Origin of the sequence: Bradyrhizobium sp. WBAH42 (genome assembly GCF_024585265.1) — a bacterium.
Classification (GTDB): Bacteria; Pseudomonadota; Alphaproteobacteria; order Rhizobiales; family Xanthobacteraceae; genus Bradyrhizobium.
Genome location: NZ_CP036533.1, coordinates 208,582 through 224,272 on the forward strand (window position 1 = coordinate 208,582; position 15,691 = coordinate 224,272).

A 15,691-nucleotide genomic window follows, 5' to 3' on the forward strand; every position below is an offset into this window, starting at 1 on the left:
CCGTGTTGCTTTTCTTTTCGGGACGGCACGCACGTGCCGCCAGTCGACGTCGTTACACGTCGAGCACGGCAGACTTCATGTCAAGGAAAACAGTCTCCGCATCACGGCCGATGCCGTGACGCGGAAAAAGATCACCTGCAGCGCTTCAGTTACGCTGCCCGCACGCCCGCAACGAAGGCGCTGACCTCGTCCTGCAGCGATTGCAGCTTGTGCGTCAGCCGGCCGCTCGATTGCAGCACGAGGCCGGCGGCCTGGCCGGTCTCGGCGGTCGCATCGGTGACGCCGGAGATGTTGTGCGAGACCTGGTCGGTGCCGGAGGCCGCCTCCTGCACGCTGTGCGCGATCGCCTTCGTGGCGGCGCCCTGCTCCTCGACCGCCGCGGCGATCGACGAGGAGATCTCGTTGACCTCTATGATGGTGGCGCGGATGCTCTCGATGTTGCCGACGACCTGATTGGTCTCGGCCTGGATCGCGGTGATCTGCGCGCCGATCTCGTCGGTCGCCTTCGCGGTCTGGCTCGCCAGCGACTTCACCTCGCTCGCGACCACCGCAAAGCCCTTACCGGCTTCGCCCGCGCGAGCCGCCTCGATGGTGGCGTTGAGCGCGAGCAGATTGGTCTGCGAGGCGATCTGGTTGATGAGGTCGATGACCTCCCCGATCTTGTGCGCGGCGGCGGCAAGGCCCTGCACGGTGTCGTTGGTGCGCTGGCCGTCGGCGGCGGCCTTGTCGGCCACTGTCGCGGCCTGTGCCACGCGCTGGCTGATCTCGGCGATCGAGGCCGACAATTCGCCGGCGGCGGAGGCCACCGTCTGCACGTTGCTCGAGGCCTGCTGGCATGCGGTGGCGACGAAGCTCGCACGATCGCTCGCCTTGTTGGCGGTTTCCGACATGCCCTGCGCGGCCTGTTGCATCGCGCGCGCCTCGTCGAAGACGTCGCGGACGACGGCCTGGACGCTCGCCTCGAACTTGCCGGCGAGATCGGCCATCGTCTTGCGCTTCTCGTCGTCGGCCTTCTGCTTCAGCTCGTGCTGCTCGGCATGCATCCGGCTCACCGCCGATGCGTTGTCCTTGAACACGGCGAGCGCCTTGGCGAGGCCACCGACCTCGTCGCGGCGGTCGGTGTAGGGCACGTCGAAGGCGCTGTCGCCGCCGGCAAGGCGCTCGGTCAGCGCGGTGATCCGGGCCAGCGGCCGGGTGACGCTGCGGCCGATCAGGAACGAGGCGCCGAGCACCACGACCAGCACCGCGAGACAAATATAGGCGAAGGTCATCGCGTTCTGGCGGAAGGCGGCGTCGACGTCGTCGAGATAGATGCCGGTGCCGATGATCCAGCCCCAGGGCGCAAAGCCCTTCACATAGGAGATTTTCCCGACCGGCTGGTCGAAGCCGGGCTTCGGCCAGAGATAGCCGTAGAAGCCCGCACCCTGCTTGGTGACGACGTCAACGAAGCCCATGAACAGCGCATTGCCGGCGGGATCCTTCATCGCGGAGAGATCCTTGCCGTCGAGCTCGGGCTTGATCGGGTGCATGACCATCCTGGGGGTCATGTCGTTGATCCAGAAATACTCGACCTTGTCGTAGCGCAGGCTCTTGATCTCGGTCATGGCGCCGGCCTGCGCCTGCTCGCGCGAGAGTTTTCCTTCGCTCTCGAGCTTCTGGTAGTGCGCCAGGATGCCGTAGCCGACGTCGACCATGTGCTGCGTCTTGGCCTGGCGGTCGGCGACCATCTGCGTGCGCAGGGTCGAGAGCGCGACCGGCGCCAGCGCGATCATGCCGAGGAGGCTGATGCCGACAATCAGGACCAGCTTGAAACTGATGCGGGAGAAAATCATCGGTGCTCACAGGAATTGGAAGGGCTGATATGCCAGTTTATCCCGGGCGCCTTAGCAAAGCCTTAAGCATTCGGGTTCCGGCATCCGCAATTGTGCGGGGGCGGGCGGCCCCGCTGCTCATCGCTGCGGGCGAGCGACCGACCGCGTCCGAGATACGAATTCTTCCAAACTAGAACACCTCGACATCGCCTCTCCGCGCGTTGACTTGGAGAGCTCTCTGGCAGAACGATCGGCGCAGATCATCCGCGCCAGCGCTGGCGTGAGCGCAGCCAGAGCCAAGAGGCACAATGCATCGATCGACAGACACAAGGCCCCTCGACCTTCCTGCGCTGTGCGCGGCGGAGCGGCTCTTCATCTGGGGATTTCGCGCGAAGGCCCGCAGCGGAAGCGCCGTCCCCACGGCGGCCGATATCAAGCAGGTGTACGACCATTTCCGCGTCGGCGATGCCGTGCTGTCGCTGGAATCCATCATCGAGATCTTTGCCTGTACCGCGCATACGGCGATCGAAGTGCACTGCCCCACCTGTCCGCGCATGTCCGACAGCGAGCACGGAATCTTGAGCGCGATTGCCGCGGCCCAGCAGGACCGCGTCGATGTCGCGCGCGAGCAGTTCGAGCGCTGGCTGCCGCCGATCGGTGCCGATTGGGCGCTCGCGCCGGTCCAGGGGCTTGCGACGATCTTCTGCATGGCCGGCCTCATCCTGCCCGACCGTCACGTGCAGTCTTTCGAGCATGACCGGATGATGGCGATGAAGAGCTGGTTCGTGGGCAGCGCGACGTTGCATTGACGAGATCACTCACGATGCGGGCCATTTGCGATTCTGCGCCGAAGCCGGACGCGGGCGAGCCGCTGCTCTGTCCGCTTCAAGCCGCGCTGGCGACCCGGCCGAGCATCGACAGCTACGATGATTTTTCCCGCGTCGCGCTGGCACTGTTCCGCTTCATCGGAGCGGCCTATGCGACCGGCGCATCGGATTGCTGGGAAGCGGCCTATCGCTTTGCCGAGGACGCTCCCGGCATTGCCGACAGCCCGCTGCTGGTTGCGCGCGCGGCAGCGCTCGTCAGGATCCTGCGCGGCGACCGGCCCTGCGAGCTGTGCTTCATGCCGCCGTCCTGCAGACGGCTTTCCAAGGACGAGGCGGAATTGATGCGCCTGCTGGCAGTCGCGCGCCGCAAGCAGCCGGGCGAGCTCGGGTCGGTGGTCTGCCAATTCGTCGGCTCCGGGAAAGAGGATGCGACAACGCAGGCGATCAACGCGCTGGCGCTGGCCTGCTGCTGACACCTAACCTCCCTTCTCGAGCACGAGATCGATCGCGTGCGCGGCGATCTTGCGCAGCTGGGCTTCGTCGCCATAGGCGCGTTCGAGCACGGCAAGGCCGCGCGTCACCGTGATGATGTGCAGCGCTGCGGCCGCCGGATTGCCCTTGAACTCGCCACGCTTGGCGCCCGCCGACAAGGTGTCCTGAACCAGCGCGGTGATGCGGGAAACGAGGCTCGCAAAGGCCTGACGCGCCTCTTCATCCAACCCATCGCCTTCCGCCGCGCCGAGCTCCATCAGGCCGCGCGTGGTCGGGCATCCCCGCGGCGGCGAGCCGGAACGGAAATTGGTGATGGTGAGGTCGAAGAACGCGGTGAGGCGTTTGCGCAAAGACCCCGTCCCGAGCGCTTTTTGCAGGGCGAGCAGATAGTCCCCGGCGTAGCGCTCATAGGCCTGCAGGAACAGCGCTTCCTTGCTGCCGAACGCATTGTAGAGGCTGCCGCGCTGCACACCGGCGTCGCGCGCGATGTCCGATAGCGAGGTGCCGCGCACGCCCTTGCGCCAGAACTGGTCGAACGCGATGCGCAGCACGTCGTCATGGTCGAACTCGCGCGGCCTCAAAGGTTGCTCCTCAAAATATTTGACACTCCGTCAAGAACATGCTTTCTCGACATCGTGTCAAAAACAAATTGGGATTGATATCCCGTTTCGTCAAGCCGACGGCCGGCGCGGACCATGTGCCCGGCCGATCAGGCCCGCATGCAAAGGGACGCACGATGCCTCTCCTCCACATCTCGATGCGTGCCGGAAAGCCGGACGCTTACCGCCAGGCCATCCTCGACAGTCTCTACCGCGCCATGCGCGAGGCGCTGAACGTGCCCGAGGGCGACGAGTTCATGACCATCAGCGAGCTTTCGCCTGCGAACTTCCGCTGCGGCAATGCTTACGGCGTCACGCGCAGCGAGGACGCCGTGCTGATCCAGATCACTGTGTTCGCCTCGCGCACCCCCGAGCAAAAAAAGGCGCTGTACCGGCGGATCGCCGAGTTGCTCGGCGAGAACCCGGGCATCCGGTCCGAGGACGTGTTCGTGAACGTGCTCGACGCCCCCAAGGAGAACTGGTCGGTGGGGCACGGCATCGCGCAATTCGCCTGATGTGCACGGCGACGGACTACCGGTCGAGGACTGAGATTCAGCTTCCCGCATGCGTCCCGTGGTGACGGTGATAAGCACTCGGCGAGGGCCAGGTCCAGCCCTTCAGGGTCGTCCGATCCGGCTCGAAGATTTCGATCTTGAGCGGATGGCATGCCGCGGCATCGCTGGAATGGGTTGCGCTGCAGTCGCCACCCGGACAGGCCGACAACGCGCCGAGCAGGTCGATCTCCGCGAAAAACTCGATGAAGTCGCCGGGGCGGACCGGACTTGCCTTCATGAAATACTGGTGCGTGTCCTTAGTGAAGCCGGTGCACATGAAGACGTTGAGCACGTCGTGGACATGATGCTCCACCGCATGCGGCTCCATCTTCAGTTCGGTCGCCAGCGCACGCGACAGGTTGGAGTGGCAGCAAAAATCGTAAGCCGTGCCGTTCAAGAGGAGATTCGTATAGGGATCGCAGCGCGTGCCGATCACATCGTGAATGCCGGCGCCGTCCGCGTCGAAGCCGTACCAGCCGAGCGTATCGTGACTGATGGTCGCCATCGGCCGAAGATAGGGCATATTGCTCCAGAGCCGGTCACCGATGCCGACATGCGCGCCATGGAGCGCCCGCGTCTTGCCGCTGAAGAAGCGCTCGGAGAGATTGTCCGCGTTCCAGAGATTGAGGTCGCCGACCTGAGGGCCTTCGATGCTGACGATGCGGAAGAACTGGCCGCGCGCCACGCGAAAGGCACGGGCATCGCGTGGCGGCACGATGAGCTCGTGCGTCTTGATCATCGCACGGCGGGCAGCTTCCAGCGTGGCCATATCCGGCCCGGGCATCGTCCCGGCGGGATAGACGTATTTGGGGGCATTGTTCGGTCTCGGATCGACGCAGCAAGAGAAGGGGGCGGTGCCTCCAGGGGGTAGCGGTTGACCCTACCGCCTTGCCTCAGCCCCCCGCAACACACCCCTCCATGATCCCGTCAAGCTCGGCTTTCGAGAGCACGCCAAGCTCGGCGATGAAGACGATCCGTGTCCGCGGCACGCCTTGCGGCGGCGCCTCGCCTGGCGCGAGCGTGGCGCGGCCGGCGGCGAACTGAAACACCATCATGCGGCCGGGCTGCTCGACCGTCTCGAACAGGCCTTTGGCGCGCGCCAGCTTCGGCGCAAGGCGGCTGATGGCCTGCTGCAGGCCGGGCAGAGAGACCGGCTTGTCCGAGGTCCAGCTCAGCGTCTCGAATCGCTCTTCCGCAGGTCGTTTCGGTCCCACCTCGCGCGGGGTGGACGCGCGGCCGTCGTTCGCCGGAAACAGCAGCGCAGACGGAATCTCGCCGTGGTTCGCCTCGACCACTACGGCGGGGACCCGCTGGGCGCGGATGGCTTCGCGCATCCGCGTTCCCGCGCCCGCGTCCGCGTCCGCAAGATCGAGCTTGCTGAGCGCCACGATATCGGCGACGCGCAATTGCGACCGCAGCAGCGCGTCGTCCAGGGCGGATGGCGGTGTCCCCGCGTCGATCACGCAGAGCACCGTCTCCAGCGGTGCCTCGCGCAGGATCACCGGGTCCATCAGGTTGCGCACGATGTCGGCGGGATCGGCGACGCCGCTGGTCTCGATGACGATATAGTCGGGCTTGGGATCACGGCGCAGCAGCGTCGCGAGCGTGCGCAGCAGATCGCCCTCGAGCGAGCAGCAGATGCAGCCATTGGCGAGGCTGACCACGCCGTCGCTCGCGCCCGCGATCAGCTCCGCATCGATGTTGATGGCGCCGAAATCATTGACGACGGCGGCGATGCGCCGCCCGTCCGCATGCGCCAGCAGATGGTTGACGAAGGTGGTCTTGCCGGCCCCGAGGAAACCCGTCACCAGGAGAACCGGGACCGGCATGGCTCAGCTCTCCACGACGGGGCGGCGCACCGGTCTTCCCGGCCGCGCCGTCACATCGAGAATGCCGTCGCTGATCAACGGCTGACCGCTGACGATCAGGTGCCGCACGCCTTCCGACGGGCGGTTCATCGCCGTGAAGGTAGCGCGGTCAGAGAGCTTCTCATAGTCGAACACGACGATGTCGGCATCCGCGTCCTTCGTAAGCCGGCCCTTGGCGCGCATCGCCGGCGTGCTCTGCGACAGGATCTCGGCCGGGATCAGCGCGCATTTGCGCACGCCTTCTAGCAGCGACACCGCCTTGCGCTCGCGCACCCATTCGCGGATGAACTTCGTGAAGCAGCCCGCCGAGCGCGGATGCGAGGTGGCGTCATCCGGAAGCGGCCAGGCGTCGCCGGTATATGTCGAGCCGTCGGACAGCGTCCACGGCATCGCGTCGGAGGCGATGGCACCGCCGGGATACAGCACCGACATGTCGAGCAGGTCGCGGTGATGCGCATTGTTCTCGGTGTCGAGGATGTGCCAGAGCACCAGCGAGGACGGCTCTTCGGCCTGCGCCTTCAGGAGCTCCTCGCGGTCGTGGAAGCGGTAGCCGTCGGTGACGCGCTGCACGGAATCGTAGCCAGTGCCGTTGCGCTCGACGAATTTGGGATCGCTGAAGAAGGCGGCGGCCAGCACGGTCGAGCCGGTGCCGTAAGGATAGGCCTCGACCGTAATCGGCAGTCCTTGCGCCTGCGCCTTTTCGATCAGCACGCGGCAGCGCTCGATGTCGGTCTTGCTCGACGAGTTGAAATGGCAGATGTGCATGTGCGCGCCGGTGGCGCCGGCATAGCCGATCAGGCGGATATAGGCTTCCACCGCGCTCTCGGGATCGATGCGCGACATGAAGGCGACATGGGTGAAGGTCGGCACGTCATTGGCGGCCGCGAGCTGACACACCGCGGTCAGCTCCTGCACGCCGGCGCCGGGCGCATAGGCGTTGAGAATGCCGATGCCGATGCCGCCCTCGTTGAGGCCGCGCGCGAGACGTTCGAGAATGCCTGCGACCTCCGCATCGGTCGCGACGTTGTCCATCCAGCGGCGATCACGCATGGCGTTGCCGAACGCCTCCAGCGAGCTCTCCGCGTTGGAGCCCGTCATCGCGCCGATGCGGGCAAAGGCCCAGTTGGTGGCCGCGCCGTAGTTCAGCACGCGGCCCTTCCGCGCCTGGCGCTCATACCAGGACGCGACCGGCAGCACGCCGGCCTCGAGATCGAGCGTCGTCGTGACACCGTCGAAGGCCTGCATGCGGTCGGCCGGGATCGACTGGCCATGGGCGTGCAGGTCGATGAAGCCGGGCGCCACCACGAGGCCTGTGGCGTCGATCACCCGCTCGGCGTCGCCGAGACCCGTGCCCATGGCGGCGACCTTGCCGTCCACCACCGCCACATCACCGACGGCGTCCATCCCGCTCGCGGGATCCACCACCCGGCCGCCAGAGATCACCAAACCACTCATCTCGTCACTCCGAAAAGCAAATTGCCAAATCTCCAAAGGCCCGGCAGCAGCTTCGGAGGCGGAACGCATAGTGCAGATTCTGGGGAGAACGGCCACCACCACGGACGCCGAGGCGGCATGCTTGCTGGAGGCAGGTCCGTGCTGGGAGAATTTCGGCAAAGTGGAATATCTTTGGCGGGAGGGATTGACAGCGGATCGGGGTGTTTTGCCCGTCGACGCCGGGGCTGTTGCCTTCTGGACACTGGGAGGGTTCATTGCCTCGAAGGACGATCCGCTTATACTCTTCGGGTCGATCGCAGACATTGCGCCGTCGTTCCGTTGGCAAGGTGTCCCATGCCCGTAAAATTCGGAGACATCGTCCAGGCTTTTGAATTTGCCGACATCGACGGCGGCATGGGGCAATGCCACACCTTCGTCTGCAGGCAGACAGGAAAGATCTACTACCAGTTCGATCAGGACGACCTGGAGGAGATCGAGGATGACGACCTGCCTGACGATATTGAGGACCAGACCAAATACTTGAAGATCCCGAACACACGAGACCTCGACCTGGGCAAGCCTCTCGTGATTGCCTTCGTCCGCGAGTTCCTGCCGAACGATCTCGACGACGTTCGCTACATCTTCAGCAAACGCGGCGCCTATCAGAAGTTCAAGGGCCTGCTCTCCCGACGAGGAGCGATCGATGCCTGGCATCACTACCGCAACAAGGCGACGGAACGGGCATTACGCGACTGGTGCCAGATCCATTCCATCGAGATCGTCGACTGACCCGGCATTCACTTGAACGCCATGACATGCGCGAGGCGGCTCCGCCGCGATCTCGCCTCCATTGTCATTCAGAGAGCAGATGGGGCGATGCTGTCGGGGGCAAGTTCCGATGGGTTCCTTGTGATAGGCCGACGTCTTCTACACACAAATCATTCCATGTCGCGCCGCGCCGTGCTCGGTGGGCTTATGTCTGCAGGGAGCGCGCTCGCGCTCGGCGGATGCGCTGGCCTCGGTGCCACCGGCGCGCGCTTTGACGCCTCGTCGCTGTCCGTTGACCCCACGTTGCTCGTCGTCACCACGCGCAAGCCCGTAAACGGCGGCCGAGCGAAACCCTGGTTCGGGCCGGAGCGTGCGACGAGCATGACGATCGCGCGGGCGAAGCTGGCGGCGCCGGACGAGAGCCGACTTTCCCTCGCCTCGGTTGGACTCGAGGATTGGCGTCTTGACCGGATCGAGCCGGTGCCGACTGACGCCGGCGATCTCGCTGCGCAGGCCGGCGGAGGAGACGTGCTGATCTATGTGCACGGCTTCAAGCAGACATTCGAGACGGCGGTGCTGGATGCGGCCCATCTTTCCGATGGGATCAAGTTCCGCGGCCGGACCATGGCGTTCTCCTGGCCTTCCAAGGCAGGACTGTTCGACTATGCCTATGACCGCGACAGCGCGATGTGGTCGCGCGACAATTTCGAGCGCGTGCTCTCGGCGCTGGTGTCGGCGCCAGGCGGCGGCCGCGTGCACATCGTCGCGCACAGCATGGGAACCATGCTCACGCTCGAAAGCCTGCGCCAGCTCCATGGGCGATACGGCGACACGGTGACGAGCAAGATCGGCGCGGTGGTGTTTGCCGCGCCCGACATCGACATGGACGTGTTCTCGTCGGCGATCCAGCGCATCGGTCCGCTCGCCGGCAAGATCACGGTGATCGCCTCGACCAACGATCGTGCACTGGCACTGTCGGGGCAGCTCGCAGGCGGCATGACCCGCGTCGGCGCGGCCGAGAAGGCCGCCATCGCGGGGCTCGGTGTGCGCGTGGTCGATGCCTCCCAGGAAGGCTGGGGCATCATCAACCACGATCTGTTCCTGTCGAATACGGAAGTGCAGAAGGTGATCCGCCGCTCGATCGACGGCACGACGGCGTGAAACAGCGCCTGCACGCATTCGTCTAAGCGATCAGGCGCTGCACCAATGCCGACTCGCTCGAATACGTCAGGAGCGCCTCGTGAGTTGCCCGGGTGACCCCGACATAGGTCAGGCGGACACATTCCTCGACGGTCTCGCCGTGGCGGCCGAGCAGGCCCAAGCCGGCAATGGCGACGCAGGGAAACTCCAGCCCTTTCGCGCTGTGCATGCTCAAGAACCGCACGGCCACCCGCTTGACCGAAACCCTGTTGCGATTGTCCTTGGCCATGTCGATCGGCACGCCATGCTTGGCGAGAATCTGCGCGACCCGCCCGCCGATCCAGTGCTCCGGGTAGAGACACGCCATCTGCGACCACTCGTAGCCGGCTTTTTTGCGGTCGAGAAACCACTCGGCGACGCAGTGAGCTTCTGCGTCGATGCTCACGCACCGCCGCACGTCCGGCTCCAATCCCTGCCGGCCCGCATCTTCCGGCAGCAGGATGGCGTGCTCGTCGTCGGCCGTGATGCCGGGAGCGCCGATGACGTCCGCGGCGAACCGTCTTGCGAAGGCAACGATTTGGGCGGTGTTGCGATAGTTGACCTTCAGCACGGTCGTTCTGCCCTTGGCTTCAATGCCGAGCTGGCTCCACACCGGGCGCTCACGCCCCTTATAGATGGCCTGGATATCGTCGTAGACGACCATCAGCGCCTTGGTGCGCGGGTTCACCATCTTGGCCGCAAGCGCGAGCCATTGCGGCTCGAAGTCGTGTGCCTCGTCGATCAGGACGGCGTCGTACTGCTCCGCCGGGATATGGCCTTGATCGACCGCCTTCACGACCTCTGAAACGCTCGCAGCCAGGCGCTCTGCGTAGTCTGGATAGTCTCGCTCGGACGGGGCCGGAATCCCGTAAGTCCGCAGCATCCGGTAGCACCACGAGTGGAAGGTGAAAACCTGAACGCGGTCCTCGACGCCCCTGCTCTGCATGGCATCCTCGAGCCGGCCGGCAATGCCGTTGGCGTAGCACAGGATGAGCACCGGCTTTGCCGCCGCTCGCGCCAGATACTCGGCGCGAAAGGCGAGGATCAGGGTCTTGCCCGATCCGGCGACGCCGCGAATGATGCGATGCCCCTCGCCCAGGCTGCGCGCGAACTGCTCCTGATGCAGGTCCATGACCGCAAGCGTGCGATCCGAAGAATCGGCGCGAGGCGCATCGTCCAAAGGCAGGGCAATCTGCCGTATGCGAATCTCCGGAAACAGCAGCGCGCGCAGGCGGTCGAATTGCGGCATGGATAGCGGCTCTTCGAGACGCGGATGAACCATGCGCCATAATCTCGACCGGAATTCCTCGGCGTCGGCGCCCTCCGTCATCTCGTCCTTGAACAGGCAGAGATGCTCGGAGAACACCTCCTTGAGATCGGTCTGGTCGAACTGCTTGCGCGTGATGTTGGTGAACACGGCCCCGAAGCCGAACGGAACGATGGACCGGCCCGCGAGGCGATGCCCCCGCGGAAACAACAATTGCCCGTCGCGCTCCAGCGTGCGCATGACCTCGAACGTATATTTGCGAGCCTGCTCCAGCGGATTGCTTTCCCGCACCTCACCACGACTTGTCAGCAGCTCGACCTTCGTCTTGTCCGCTGAGACGATCGTCTCCAGGCGCCAGTCCTTCACCTCGAGCACGAGCAGGCCGTTCGCGGGATGAATGATGATGAAATCCGGATGCCGGTTGCGAGGCCCGACAGGTAGGTTGTGCCAAACGACGGCGTTCTCTTCGAGAAAGTCCTTCAGTCGTTCCGCCAGTCGTAGCTCCCCACGGCTGTCGAAGCGCGCGAAGCCGAGACTCGGGATCAGGATTGCCATGTCACGACCGCGAGCACCATTAGCGGACCACCTTGTGAGCTACGTGCAACAAGGCGGTCTCTCCAGGCTCACATGGTTGCCTAGAGTGTGGGGGTTTTCAATGGCTTAGGATTTGGATGGCGCGCTTTTCAGAACAACATCGCAAACGCTTATGTCCCTGAAATTGCTATATAACTTCGACGATGCCTGATGTCACCAAACGGAGCGCAGCCGGCGCCGGTTCGAAGGAGGAAGCGCAGTGCGGCATCACCATACTCTCCACCGCTGGACAGTACGATTGGCTGACCATCTCGCCATGAAGTTGGTCAACCATGATGAATTGCAGCTTGCGGATGGAAGACCTATGTTGGGTCTCTAGTCAGCAGCCGCCCATCGTATGGCGAGAGACTGCAGGATCGACCTCACGGTGGATGGTTTGCATTCCGCATCGGAGGTGATGCCATGGCCATTGCTCCCACGCTCCAGAAATACCTCGCCGCTGAGAACATCCAGTACGAGGTGATCCCGCACGAACTCAGCATGACGTCCGCTCGAACGGCCGAGGCATGCCATATCCCGGGCGACCGCCTCGCCAAGGGCATCGTGTTGCGGCGCGACGGCGGATACATGCTGGCGATCTTGCCCGCATCGCATCATCTCCGTCTGGCGGACCTGAGGACAAGCCTCGGCGACAATGTCCACATGGCCAATGAAACCGAGGTCAATCGGCTGTTCAGCGACTGTGCACACGGTGCGGTTCCCGCCGTCGGCAAATGCTACGGATTGGAAACGATCGTCGACGACAGCATCGAGGCACAGCCGGACATCTATATGGAAGCCGGCGATCATGAGACGCTGCTCCATATGGGTCACGCGCAGTTTGCGCGCCTGATGGCCAACGCACCGCATGGGCGCTTCAGCGCGCATGACTGAGGATTTTTTGGAGACCGCCCATTGCCGTTGCGATCCTGGGCGGAACTCTGGCCGCGAGGTCGCCGTCATACTGATCAGCAGGTGGCGGCGAGAGTGTCTGCGCTTGTCTGGTCGGAGTTCGGAAGATTGGGGGTGCCGCTGCATTGATTGCATCAACGCACTTGAAACCCACGAACGGAGGCTCGCCATGAAAGTCAAAGACGTGATGCACAAGGGTGTCGACTGGGTCAGCCCCGATACGCCAATCACCGAGATAGCCAAACTGATGCGGGCGCATGACATCGGCTGCATTCCGATCGGCGAGGACGACAAGCTGGTCGGAATGGTGACCGACCGCGACATCGTCTGCAAAGGACTCGCGAGCCACAGCTTCGATGCCGGCCGCGCGAAGGCACGTGACGTGATGACCGAAGGCATCCATTGCTGCCGCGAGGACGATGACCTCGCCAAGGCGATGCATCACATGGAGAAGCTGCAGGTCCGCAGGCTGCCGGTGATCAACAAGAGCAAGCGGATGGTCGGCATCATCAGCCTGGGTGACGTCAGCCATTCCTCATCGGGTGATATGCTGACCGAGACCGTCAGGAGCGTTTCGGCGCATCACTGAGCTTGCCGGCCAGGACGTATGGCCAGGGCTCCTGTCGCGATCCCCCGCCCGCGCAGGCGGCAAGGGGAGCCGGACTCATGCGCTCATGCAACAACGCGCGACGCAGAAGCAACGTCGCGATATGGCCTATTTTGCGTTTTGCGCTGGGATATCGCGAATTTGGCGCTCCCTAGGGGAATCGAACCCCTGTTTCAGCCTTGAGAGGGCCGCGTCCTAACCGCTAGACGAAGGGAGCGTGAGGGCTAGCCAATAGCCTCGAAATTTGTCCGCCGCAAGGACCCCGACGGGCCTTTTACGGCTCATTGGCGAATTTCAGCCGTCCGGCCGGCTTCAATGTGCGGGCGTCGAAGGTGCGGATCTCGATGATTCCGCCGAGATCCAGCGTGACCACGAGGCGGTCGCCGGCGACCCCGGTCGAGACGATTTTGGCGCCCTTGGGCAGGGTTGCGGTGACATCGCCCGCCGGCTCGGCCGCCCTTCCCTCGGACTTGAAAAGGCGGTAGCCCACCGCGATCAGCACGGCGCAGATCGCCAGCGCCGTGGTCAACCCCGCGATCAGCATCATCCGCCGCACCCGCGCGAACAGCACGGCCTGCTCGGGGGTCGGTTCGGGAACAGCGGTATCAGACGTCGTCATGGAAAGCTCTGGGTCAGCGCAAAGGTTGGAGGTTGTCGTCGCCGGCTCCGAGGGCTCGCCCCGGCTCGACCGCGTGCTGGCGGCGCGCCTGCCGGAGCTGTCGCGATCGAGGCTGAAAGCCCTGATCCTGGCGGGCGCAGTGCACCTGAAGGCCTCCGCGGTCCGCGACCCCGCTTATCACGTCGCATCCGGCGATACGATCATAATCGACGTGCCGGAGGCCGCGCCCGCCGAGCCCAAGGGGGAGGATATCGCCCTCGATATCGTGTTCGAGGACGACGACATCATCGTCATCAACAAGCCCAAGGGCCTGGTGGTCCACCCCGCGGCCGGCCACGAGACCGGCACCTTGGTGAACGCGCTGATCGCCCATTGCGGCGCCTCGCTGTCGGGCATCGGCGGGGTGCGCCGGCCCGGCATCGTGCACCGGCTGGACAAGGACACGACGGGGCTGATGGTCGTCGCCAAGAACGACCTCGCCCATGCCTCGCTGTCGGCCCAGTTCGCCGACCACGGCCGAACCGGCGCGATGCGGCGCGGCTACATGGCGTTTGCCTGGGGGGTCCCGAACCGCCACCGCGGCACCGTCGATGCGCCGATCGACCGCCATCCGCATGCGCGGGAGAAGATGGCTGTGCGCCAGGGCGGCCGCGAGGCGGTGACGCATTGGGAAATCCTGGAGAGCTTTCATGGGCGCGACGGCAAGGGTGTCGCCGCCCTGCTCGCCTGCGAGCTCGAGACCGGCCGCACCCACCAGATCCGCGTCCATCTCGCCCATATCGGCCACCCGCTGATGGGCGATGCCGTCTATGGCCCGCATTTCAAGACCAAGGCCAACCAGCTCGGCCCCGAGTCGCGGGCAGCTTTGGCGGCGCTGGGGCGGCAGGCCTTACACGCTTACCTGCTGGTATTGGAGCACCCGAGGACGGGAGAATTACTGCACTGGGAGGCGCCTTTGCCGGAGGATTTGCTTCTCCTCGAACGCACCCTCAAAGCGGCGCTATGACGCAGGCCGCTTCAGAAAGCCTTTACATTACAAAAAGTTATAGCTGCCACACGGGGACGTGACGTCAGCAATCCTTCCCTTTTTGACCCCCGATGGGGTATATTGCGCCTGCGTTGAAATCACCAACGCGGAACATCGCAGCTACGGCCGGCTTTAACACAGCGGTCGTCTGCCTGGCCCGCCGCTATCGGGGGCCTGAACCTTTTGGAGGGCGCACTATGGCCCGTACCGCTGCTTTGCCGGTCCTCAATGGAGAATCCGGCCTTTCCCGCTACCTCGCCGAGATCCGCAAGTTCCCGATGCTGGAACCGCAGGAGGAGTACATGCTCGCCAAGCGTTGGCGCGAGCATGACGATCGCGACGCGGCGCACCAACTCGTCACCAGCCATCTCCGCCTCGTGGCCAAGATCGCCATGGGCTATCGCGGCTACGGCCTGCCGATCTCCGAGGTCGTCTCGGAAGGCAATGTCGGCCTGATGCAGGCGGTGAAGCGTTTCGAACCCGAGAAGGGATTCCGTCTCGCCACCTACGCCATGTGGTGGATCAAGGCGTCGATTCAAGAGTACATCCTGCGTTCGTGGTCGCTCGTGAAGATGGGCACCACCGCGAACCAGAAGAAACTGTTCTTCAACCTGCGCAAGGCGAAGAGCAAGATCAACGCACTGGACGAAGGCGATCTCCGCCCCGACCAGGTCAAGGTGATCGCCAAGCGCCTCGGCGTCACCGATCAGGACGTGATCGACATGAACCGCCGCCTCGGCGGCGACGCGTCGCTCAACGCACCGATCCGCGACGACGGCGAAGCCGGCGAATGGCAGGACTGGCTGGTCGACAACACGCCCAACCAGGAAGCCATGATGGCGGAGCACGAGGAATATGATCACCGCCGTGACGCGCTGAACGGCGCCATGGGCGTGCTCAACCCGCGCGAACGCCGCATCTTCGAGGCCCGCCGCCTCGCCGATGAGCCGATGACGCTGGAAGACCTTGCTGCCGAGTTCGGCGTGTCGCGCGAGCGCGTCCGCCAGATCGAGGTTCGCGCCTTCGAGAAGGTGCAGTCCGCGGTCAAGGGCACGATCGCAAAGGCCGAACAGGCCGCGCTGGAAGCCGCGCATTAAGCGCGGCGGTTCAGCGCCAGAGATTGGCGGATCGAAAGAGACAGAAAGCCGGCGGCA

The 15,691-nt window shown here is 64.5% G+C and carries 16 protein-coding genes and 1 tRNA gene; 9 read left to right on the forward strand and 8 right to left on the reverse strand.

From position 1 onward, the window contains the following. Positions 1-149: 149 nt before the first annotated feature. On the reverse strand, positions 150-1,832 hold the full coding sequence (locus tag DCG74_RS00995) for a methyl-accepting chemotaxis protein (protein ID WP_172788459.1): 1,683 nt from the start codon (positions 1,830-1,832) through the stop codon (positions 150-152). Between the two features lie 287 nt (positions 1,833-2,119). Between DCG74_RS00995 and DCG74_RS01000 the strand changes: the two genes are divergently transcribed. Both DCG74_RS01000 and DCG74_RS01005 read left to right on the forward strand, forming a co-directional pair. Next, complete coding sequence (locus DCG74_RS01000) at positions 2,120-2,620, forward strand: hypothetical protein (RefSeq protein ID WP_172788460.1); 501 nt, start codon at positions 2,120-2,122, stop codon at positions 2,618-2,620. A gap of 14 nt (positions 2,621-2,634) precedes the next feature. Then, positions 2,635-3,111: a hypothetical protein gene (locus DCG74_RS01005; RefSeq protein ID WP_172788461.1), complete on the forward strand. Its 477-nt coding sequence runs from the start codon at positions 2,635-2,637 to the stop codon at positions 3,109-3,111. 3 nt (positions 3,112-3,114) lie between these two features. Here DCG74_RS01005 and DCG74_RS01010 read toward each other — a convergent pair whose 3' ends face one another. Further along, positions 3,115-3,711, reverse strand: a complete 597-nt coding sequence (locus DCG74_RS01010) for a TetR/AcrR family transcriptional regulator (RefSeq protein ID WP_172788462.1) — start codon at positions 3,709-3,711, stop codon at positions 3,115-3,117. Positions 3,712-3,866: 155 nt separating this feature from the next. Between DCG74_RS01010 and DCG74_RS01015 the strand changes: the two genes are divergently transcribed. Further along, a complete protein-coding gene (locus DCG74_RS01015) occupies positions 3,867-4,244 on the forward strand; it encodes a tautomerase family protein (RefSeq protein ID WP_172788463.1) in 378 nt (125 codons plus the stop codon). A gap of 37 nt (positions 4,245-4,281) precedes the next feature. On the opposite strand, the gene DCG74_RS01020 is transcribed toward DCG74_RS01015, so the two are convergent. The 3 genes from DCG74_RS01020 to DCG74_RS01030 form a co-directional block, all read right to left on the reverse strand. Further along, positions 4,282-5,052, reverse strand: coding sequence for an urea carboxylase-associated family protein (locus DCG74_RS01020; RefSeq protein ID WP_373569510.1), 771 nt, complete (start codon positions 5,050-5,052; stop codon positions 4,282-4,284). 124 nt (positions 5,053-5,176) lie between these two features. Then, positions 5,177-6,112 (reverse strand): GTP-binding protein, encoded by a 936-nt coding sequence (locus DCG74_RS01025; protein WP_172789030.1) that lies wholly within the window; start codon positions 6,110-6,112, stop codon positions 5,177-5,179. A gap of 3 nt (positions 6,113-6,115) precedes the next feature. Then, complete coding sequence (locus tag DCG74_RS01030; RefSeq protein WP_246709016.1) at positions 6,116-7,606, reverse strand: amidohydrolase family protein; 1,491 nt, start codon at positions 7,604-7,606, stop codon at positions 6,116-6,118. 333 nt (positions 7,607-7,939) lie between these two features. Here DCG74_RS01030 and DCG74_RS01035 point away from each other — a divergent pair, with 333 nt between their 5' ends. Both DCG74_RS01035 and DCG74_RS01040 read left to right on the forward strand, forming a co-directional pair. Further along, positions 7,940-8,374 carry a hypothetical protein gene (locus DCG74_RS01035; protein ID WP_172789028.1) on the forward strand — a complete coding sequence of 145 codons (435 nt, stop codon included), beginning with the start codon at positions 7,940-7,942 and terminating at the stop codon, positions 8,372-8,374. 186 nt (positions 8,375-8,560) lie between these two features. Continuing rightward, positions 8,561-9,514 (forward strand): alpha/beta hydrolase, encoded by a 954-nt coding sequence (locus DCG74_RS01040; protein ID WP_246709015.1) that lies wholly within the window; start codon positions 8,561-8,563, stop codon positions 9,512-9,514. A gap of 22 nt (positions 9,515-9,536) precedes the next feature. Here the strand turns inward: DCG74_RS01040 and DCG74_RS01045 are convergent, their stop codons facing one another. Beyond that, positions 9,537-11,354: a DEAD/DEAH box helicase gene (locus tag DCG74_RS01045; protein ID WP_172789026.1), complete on the reverse strand. Its 1,818-nt coding sequence runs from the start codon at positions 11,352-11,354 to the stop codon at positions 9,537-9,539. Between the two features lie 441 nt (positions 11,355-11,795). On the opposite strand from DCG74_RS01045, the gene DCG74_RS01050 reads away from it, so the two are divergent. Both DCG74_RS01050 and DCG74_RS01055 read left to right on the forward strand, forming a co-directional pair. Further along, on the forward strand, positions 11,796-12,266 hold the full coding sequence (locus tag DCG74_RS01050) for an aminoacyl-tRNA deacylase (RefSeq protein WP_172789025.1): 471 nt from the start codon (positions 11,796-11,798) through the stop codon (positions 12,264-12,266). A 187-nt stretch (positions 12,267-12,453) separates the two neighbouring features. Beyond that, positions 12,454-12,873, forward strand: coding sequence for a CBS domain-containing protein (locus tag DCG74_RS01055; RefSeq protein ID WP_025032135.1), 420 nt, complete (start codon positions 12,454-12,456; stop codon positions 12,871-12,873). A 160-nt stretch (positions 12,874-13,033) separates the two neighbouring features. Here DCG74_RS01055 and DCG74_RS01060 read toward each other — a convergent pair. Together DCG74_RS01060 and DCG74_RS01065 are read right to left on the reverse strand one after the other, a co-directional pair. After that, positions 13,034-13,108 (reverse strand) — tRNA-Glu (locus tag DCG74_RS01060). A 57-nt stretch (positions 13,109-13,165) separates the two neighbouring features. Next, positions 13,166-13,510, reverse strand: coding sequence for a hypothetical protein (locus tag DCG74_RS01065; RefSeq protein ID WP_172789024.1), 345 nt, complete (start codon positions 13,508-13,510; stop codon positions 13,166-13,168). On the opposite strand from DCG74_RS01065, the gene DCG74_RS01070 reads away from it, so the two are divergent. Beyond that, positions 13,509-14,516 (forward strand): RluA family pseudouridine synthase, encoded by a 1,008-nt coding sequence (locus DCG74_RS01070; RefSeq protein ID WP_172789023.1) that lies wholly within the window; start codon positions 13,509-13,511, stop codon positions 14,514-14,516. The genes DCG74_RS01065 and DCG74_RS01070 overlap by 2 nt on opposite strands. Before the next feature lie 218 nt (positions 14,517-14,734). After that, positions 14,735-15,634 (forward strand): RNA polymerase sigma factor RpoH, encoded by a 900-nt coding sequence (gene rpoH / locus DCG74_RS01075; RefSeq protein WP_172789022.1) that lies wholly within the window; start codon positions 14,735-14,737, stop codon positions 15,632-15,634. Positions 15,635-15,691: the final 57 nt, after the last annotated feature.

Bases quoted from the DNA above. Each gene is read 5' to 3' on its own strand.
- DCG74_RS00995 (WP_172788459.1), bottom strand. From the start codon at position 1,832: ATGATTTTCTCCCGCATCAGTTTCAAGCTGGTCCTGATTGTCGGCATC.
- DCG74_RS01000 (WP_172788460.1), top strand. From the start codon at position 2,120: ATGCATCGATCGACAGACACAAGGCCCCTCGACCTTCCTGCGCTGTGC.
- DCG74_RS01005 (WP_172788461.1), top strand. From the start codon at position 2,635: ATGCGGGCCATTTGCGATTCTGCGCCGAAGCCGGACGCGGGCGAGCCG.
- DCG74_RS01015 (WP_172788463.1), top strand. From the start codon at position 3,867: ATGCCTCTCCTCCACATCTCGATGCGTGCCGGAAAGCCGGACGCTTAC.
- DCG74_RS01020 (WP_373569510.1), bottom strand. From the start codon at position 5,052: ATGGCCACGCTGGAAGCTGCCCGCCGTGCGATGATCAAGACGCACGAG.
- DCG74_RS01025 (WP_172789030.1), bottom strand. From the start codon at position 6,112: ATGCCGGTCCCGGTTCTCCTGGTGACGGGTTTCCTCGGGGCCGGCAAG.
- DCG74_RS01030 (WP_246709016.1), bottom strand. From the start codon at position 7,606: ATGAGTGGTTTGGTGATCTCTGGCGGCCGGGTGGTGGATCCCGCGAGC.
- DCG74_RS01035 (WP_172789028.1), top strand. From the start codon at position 7,940: ATGCCCGTAAAATTCGGAGACATCGTCCAGGCTTTTGAATTTGCCGAC.
- DCG74_RS01040 (WP_246709015.1), top strand. From the start codon at position 8,561: ATGTCTGCAGGGAGCGCGCTCGCGCTCGGCGGATGCGCTGGCCTCGGT.
- DCG74_RS01045 (WP_172789026.1), bottom strand. From the start codon at position 11,354: ATGGCAATCCTGATCCCGAGTCTCGGCTTCGCGCGCTTCGACAGCCGT.
- DCG74_RS01050 (WP_172789025.1), top strand. From the start codon at position 11,796: ATGGCCATTGCTCCCACGCTCCAGAAATACCTCGCCGCTGAGAACATC.
- DCG74_RS01055 (WP_025032135.1), top strand. From the start codon at position 12,454: ATGAAAGTCAAAGACGTGATGCACAAGGGTGTCGACTGGGTCAGCCCC.
- DCG74_RS01070 (WP_172789023.1), top strand. From the start codon at position 13,509: ATGGAAAGCTCTGGGTCAGCGCAAAGGTTGGAGGTTGTCGTCGCCGGC.
- DCG74_RS01065 (WP_172789024.1), bottom strand. From the start codon at position 13,510: ATGACGACGTCTGATACCGCTGTTCCCGAACCGACCCCCGAGCAGGCC.
- rpoH (WP_172789022.1), top strand. From the start codon at position 14,735: ATGGCCCGTACCGCTGCTTTGCCGGTCCTCAATGGAGAATCCGGCCTT.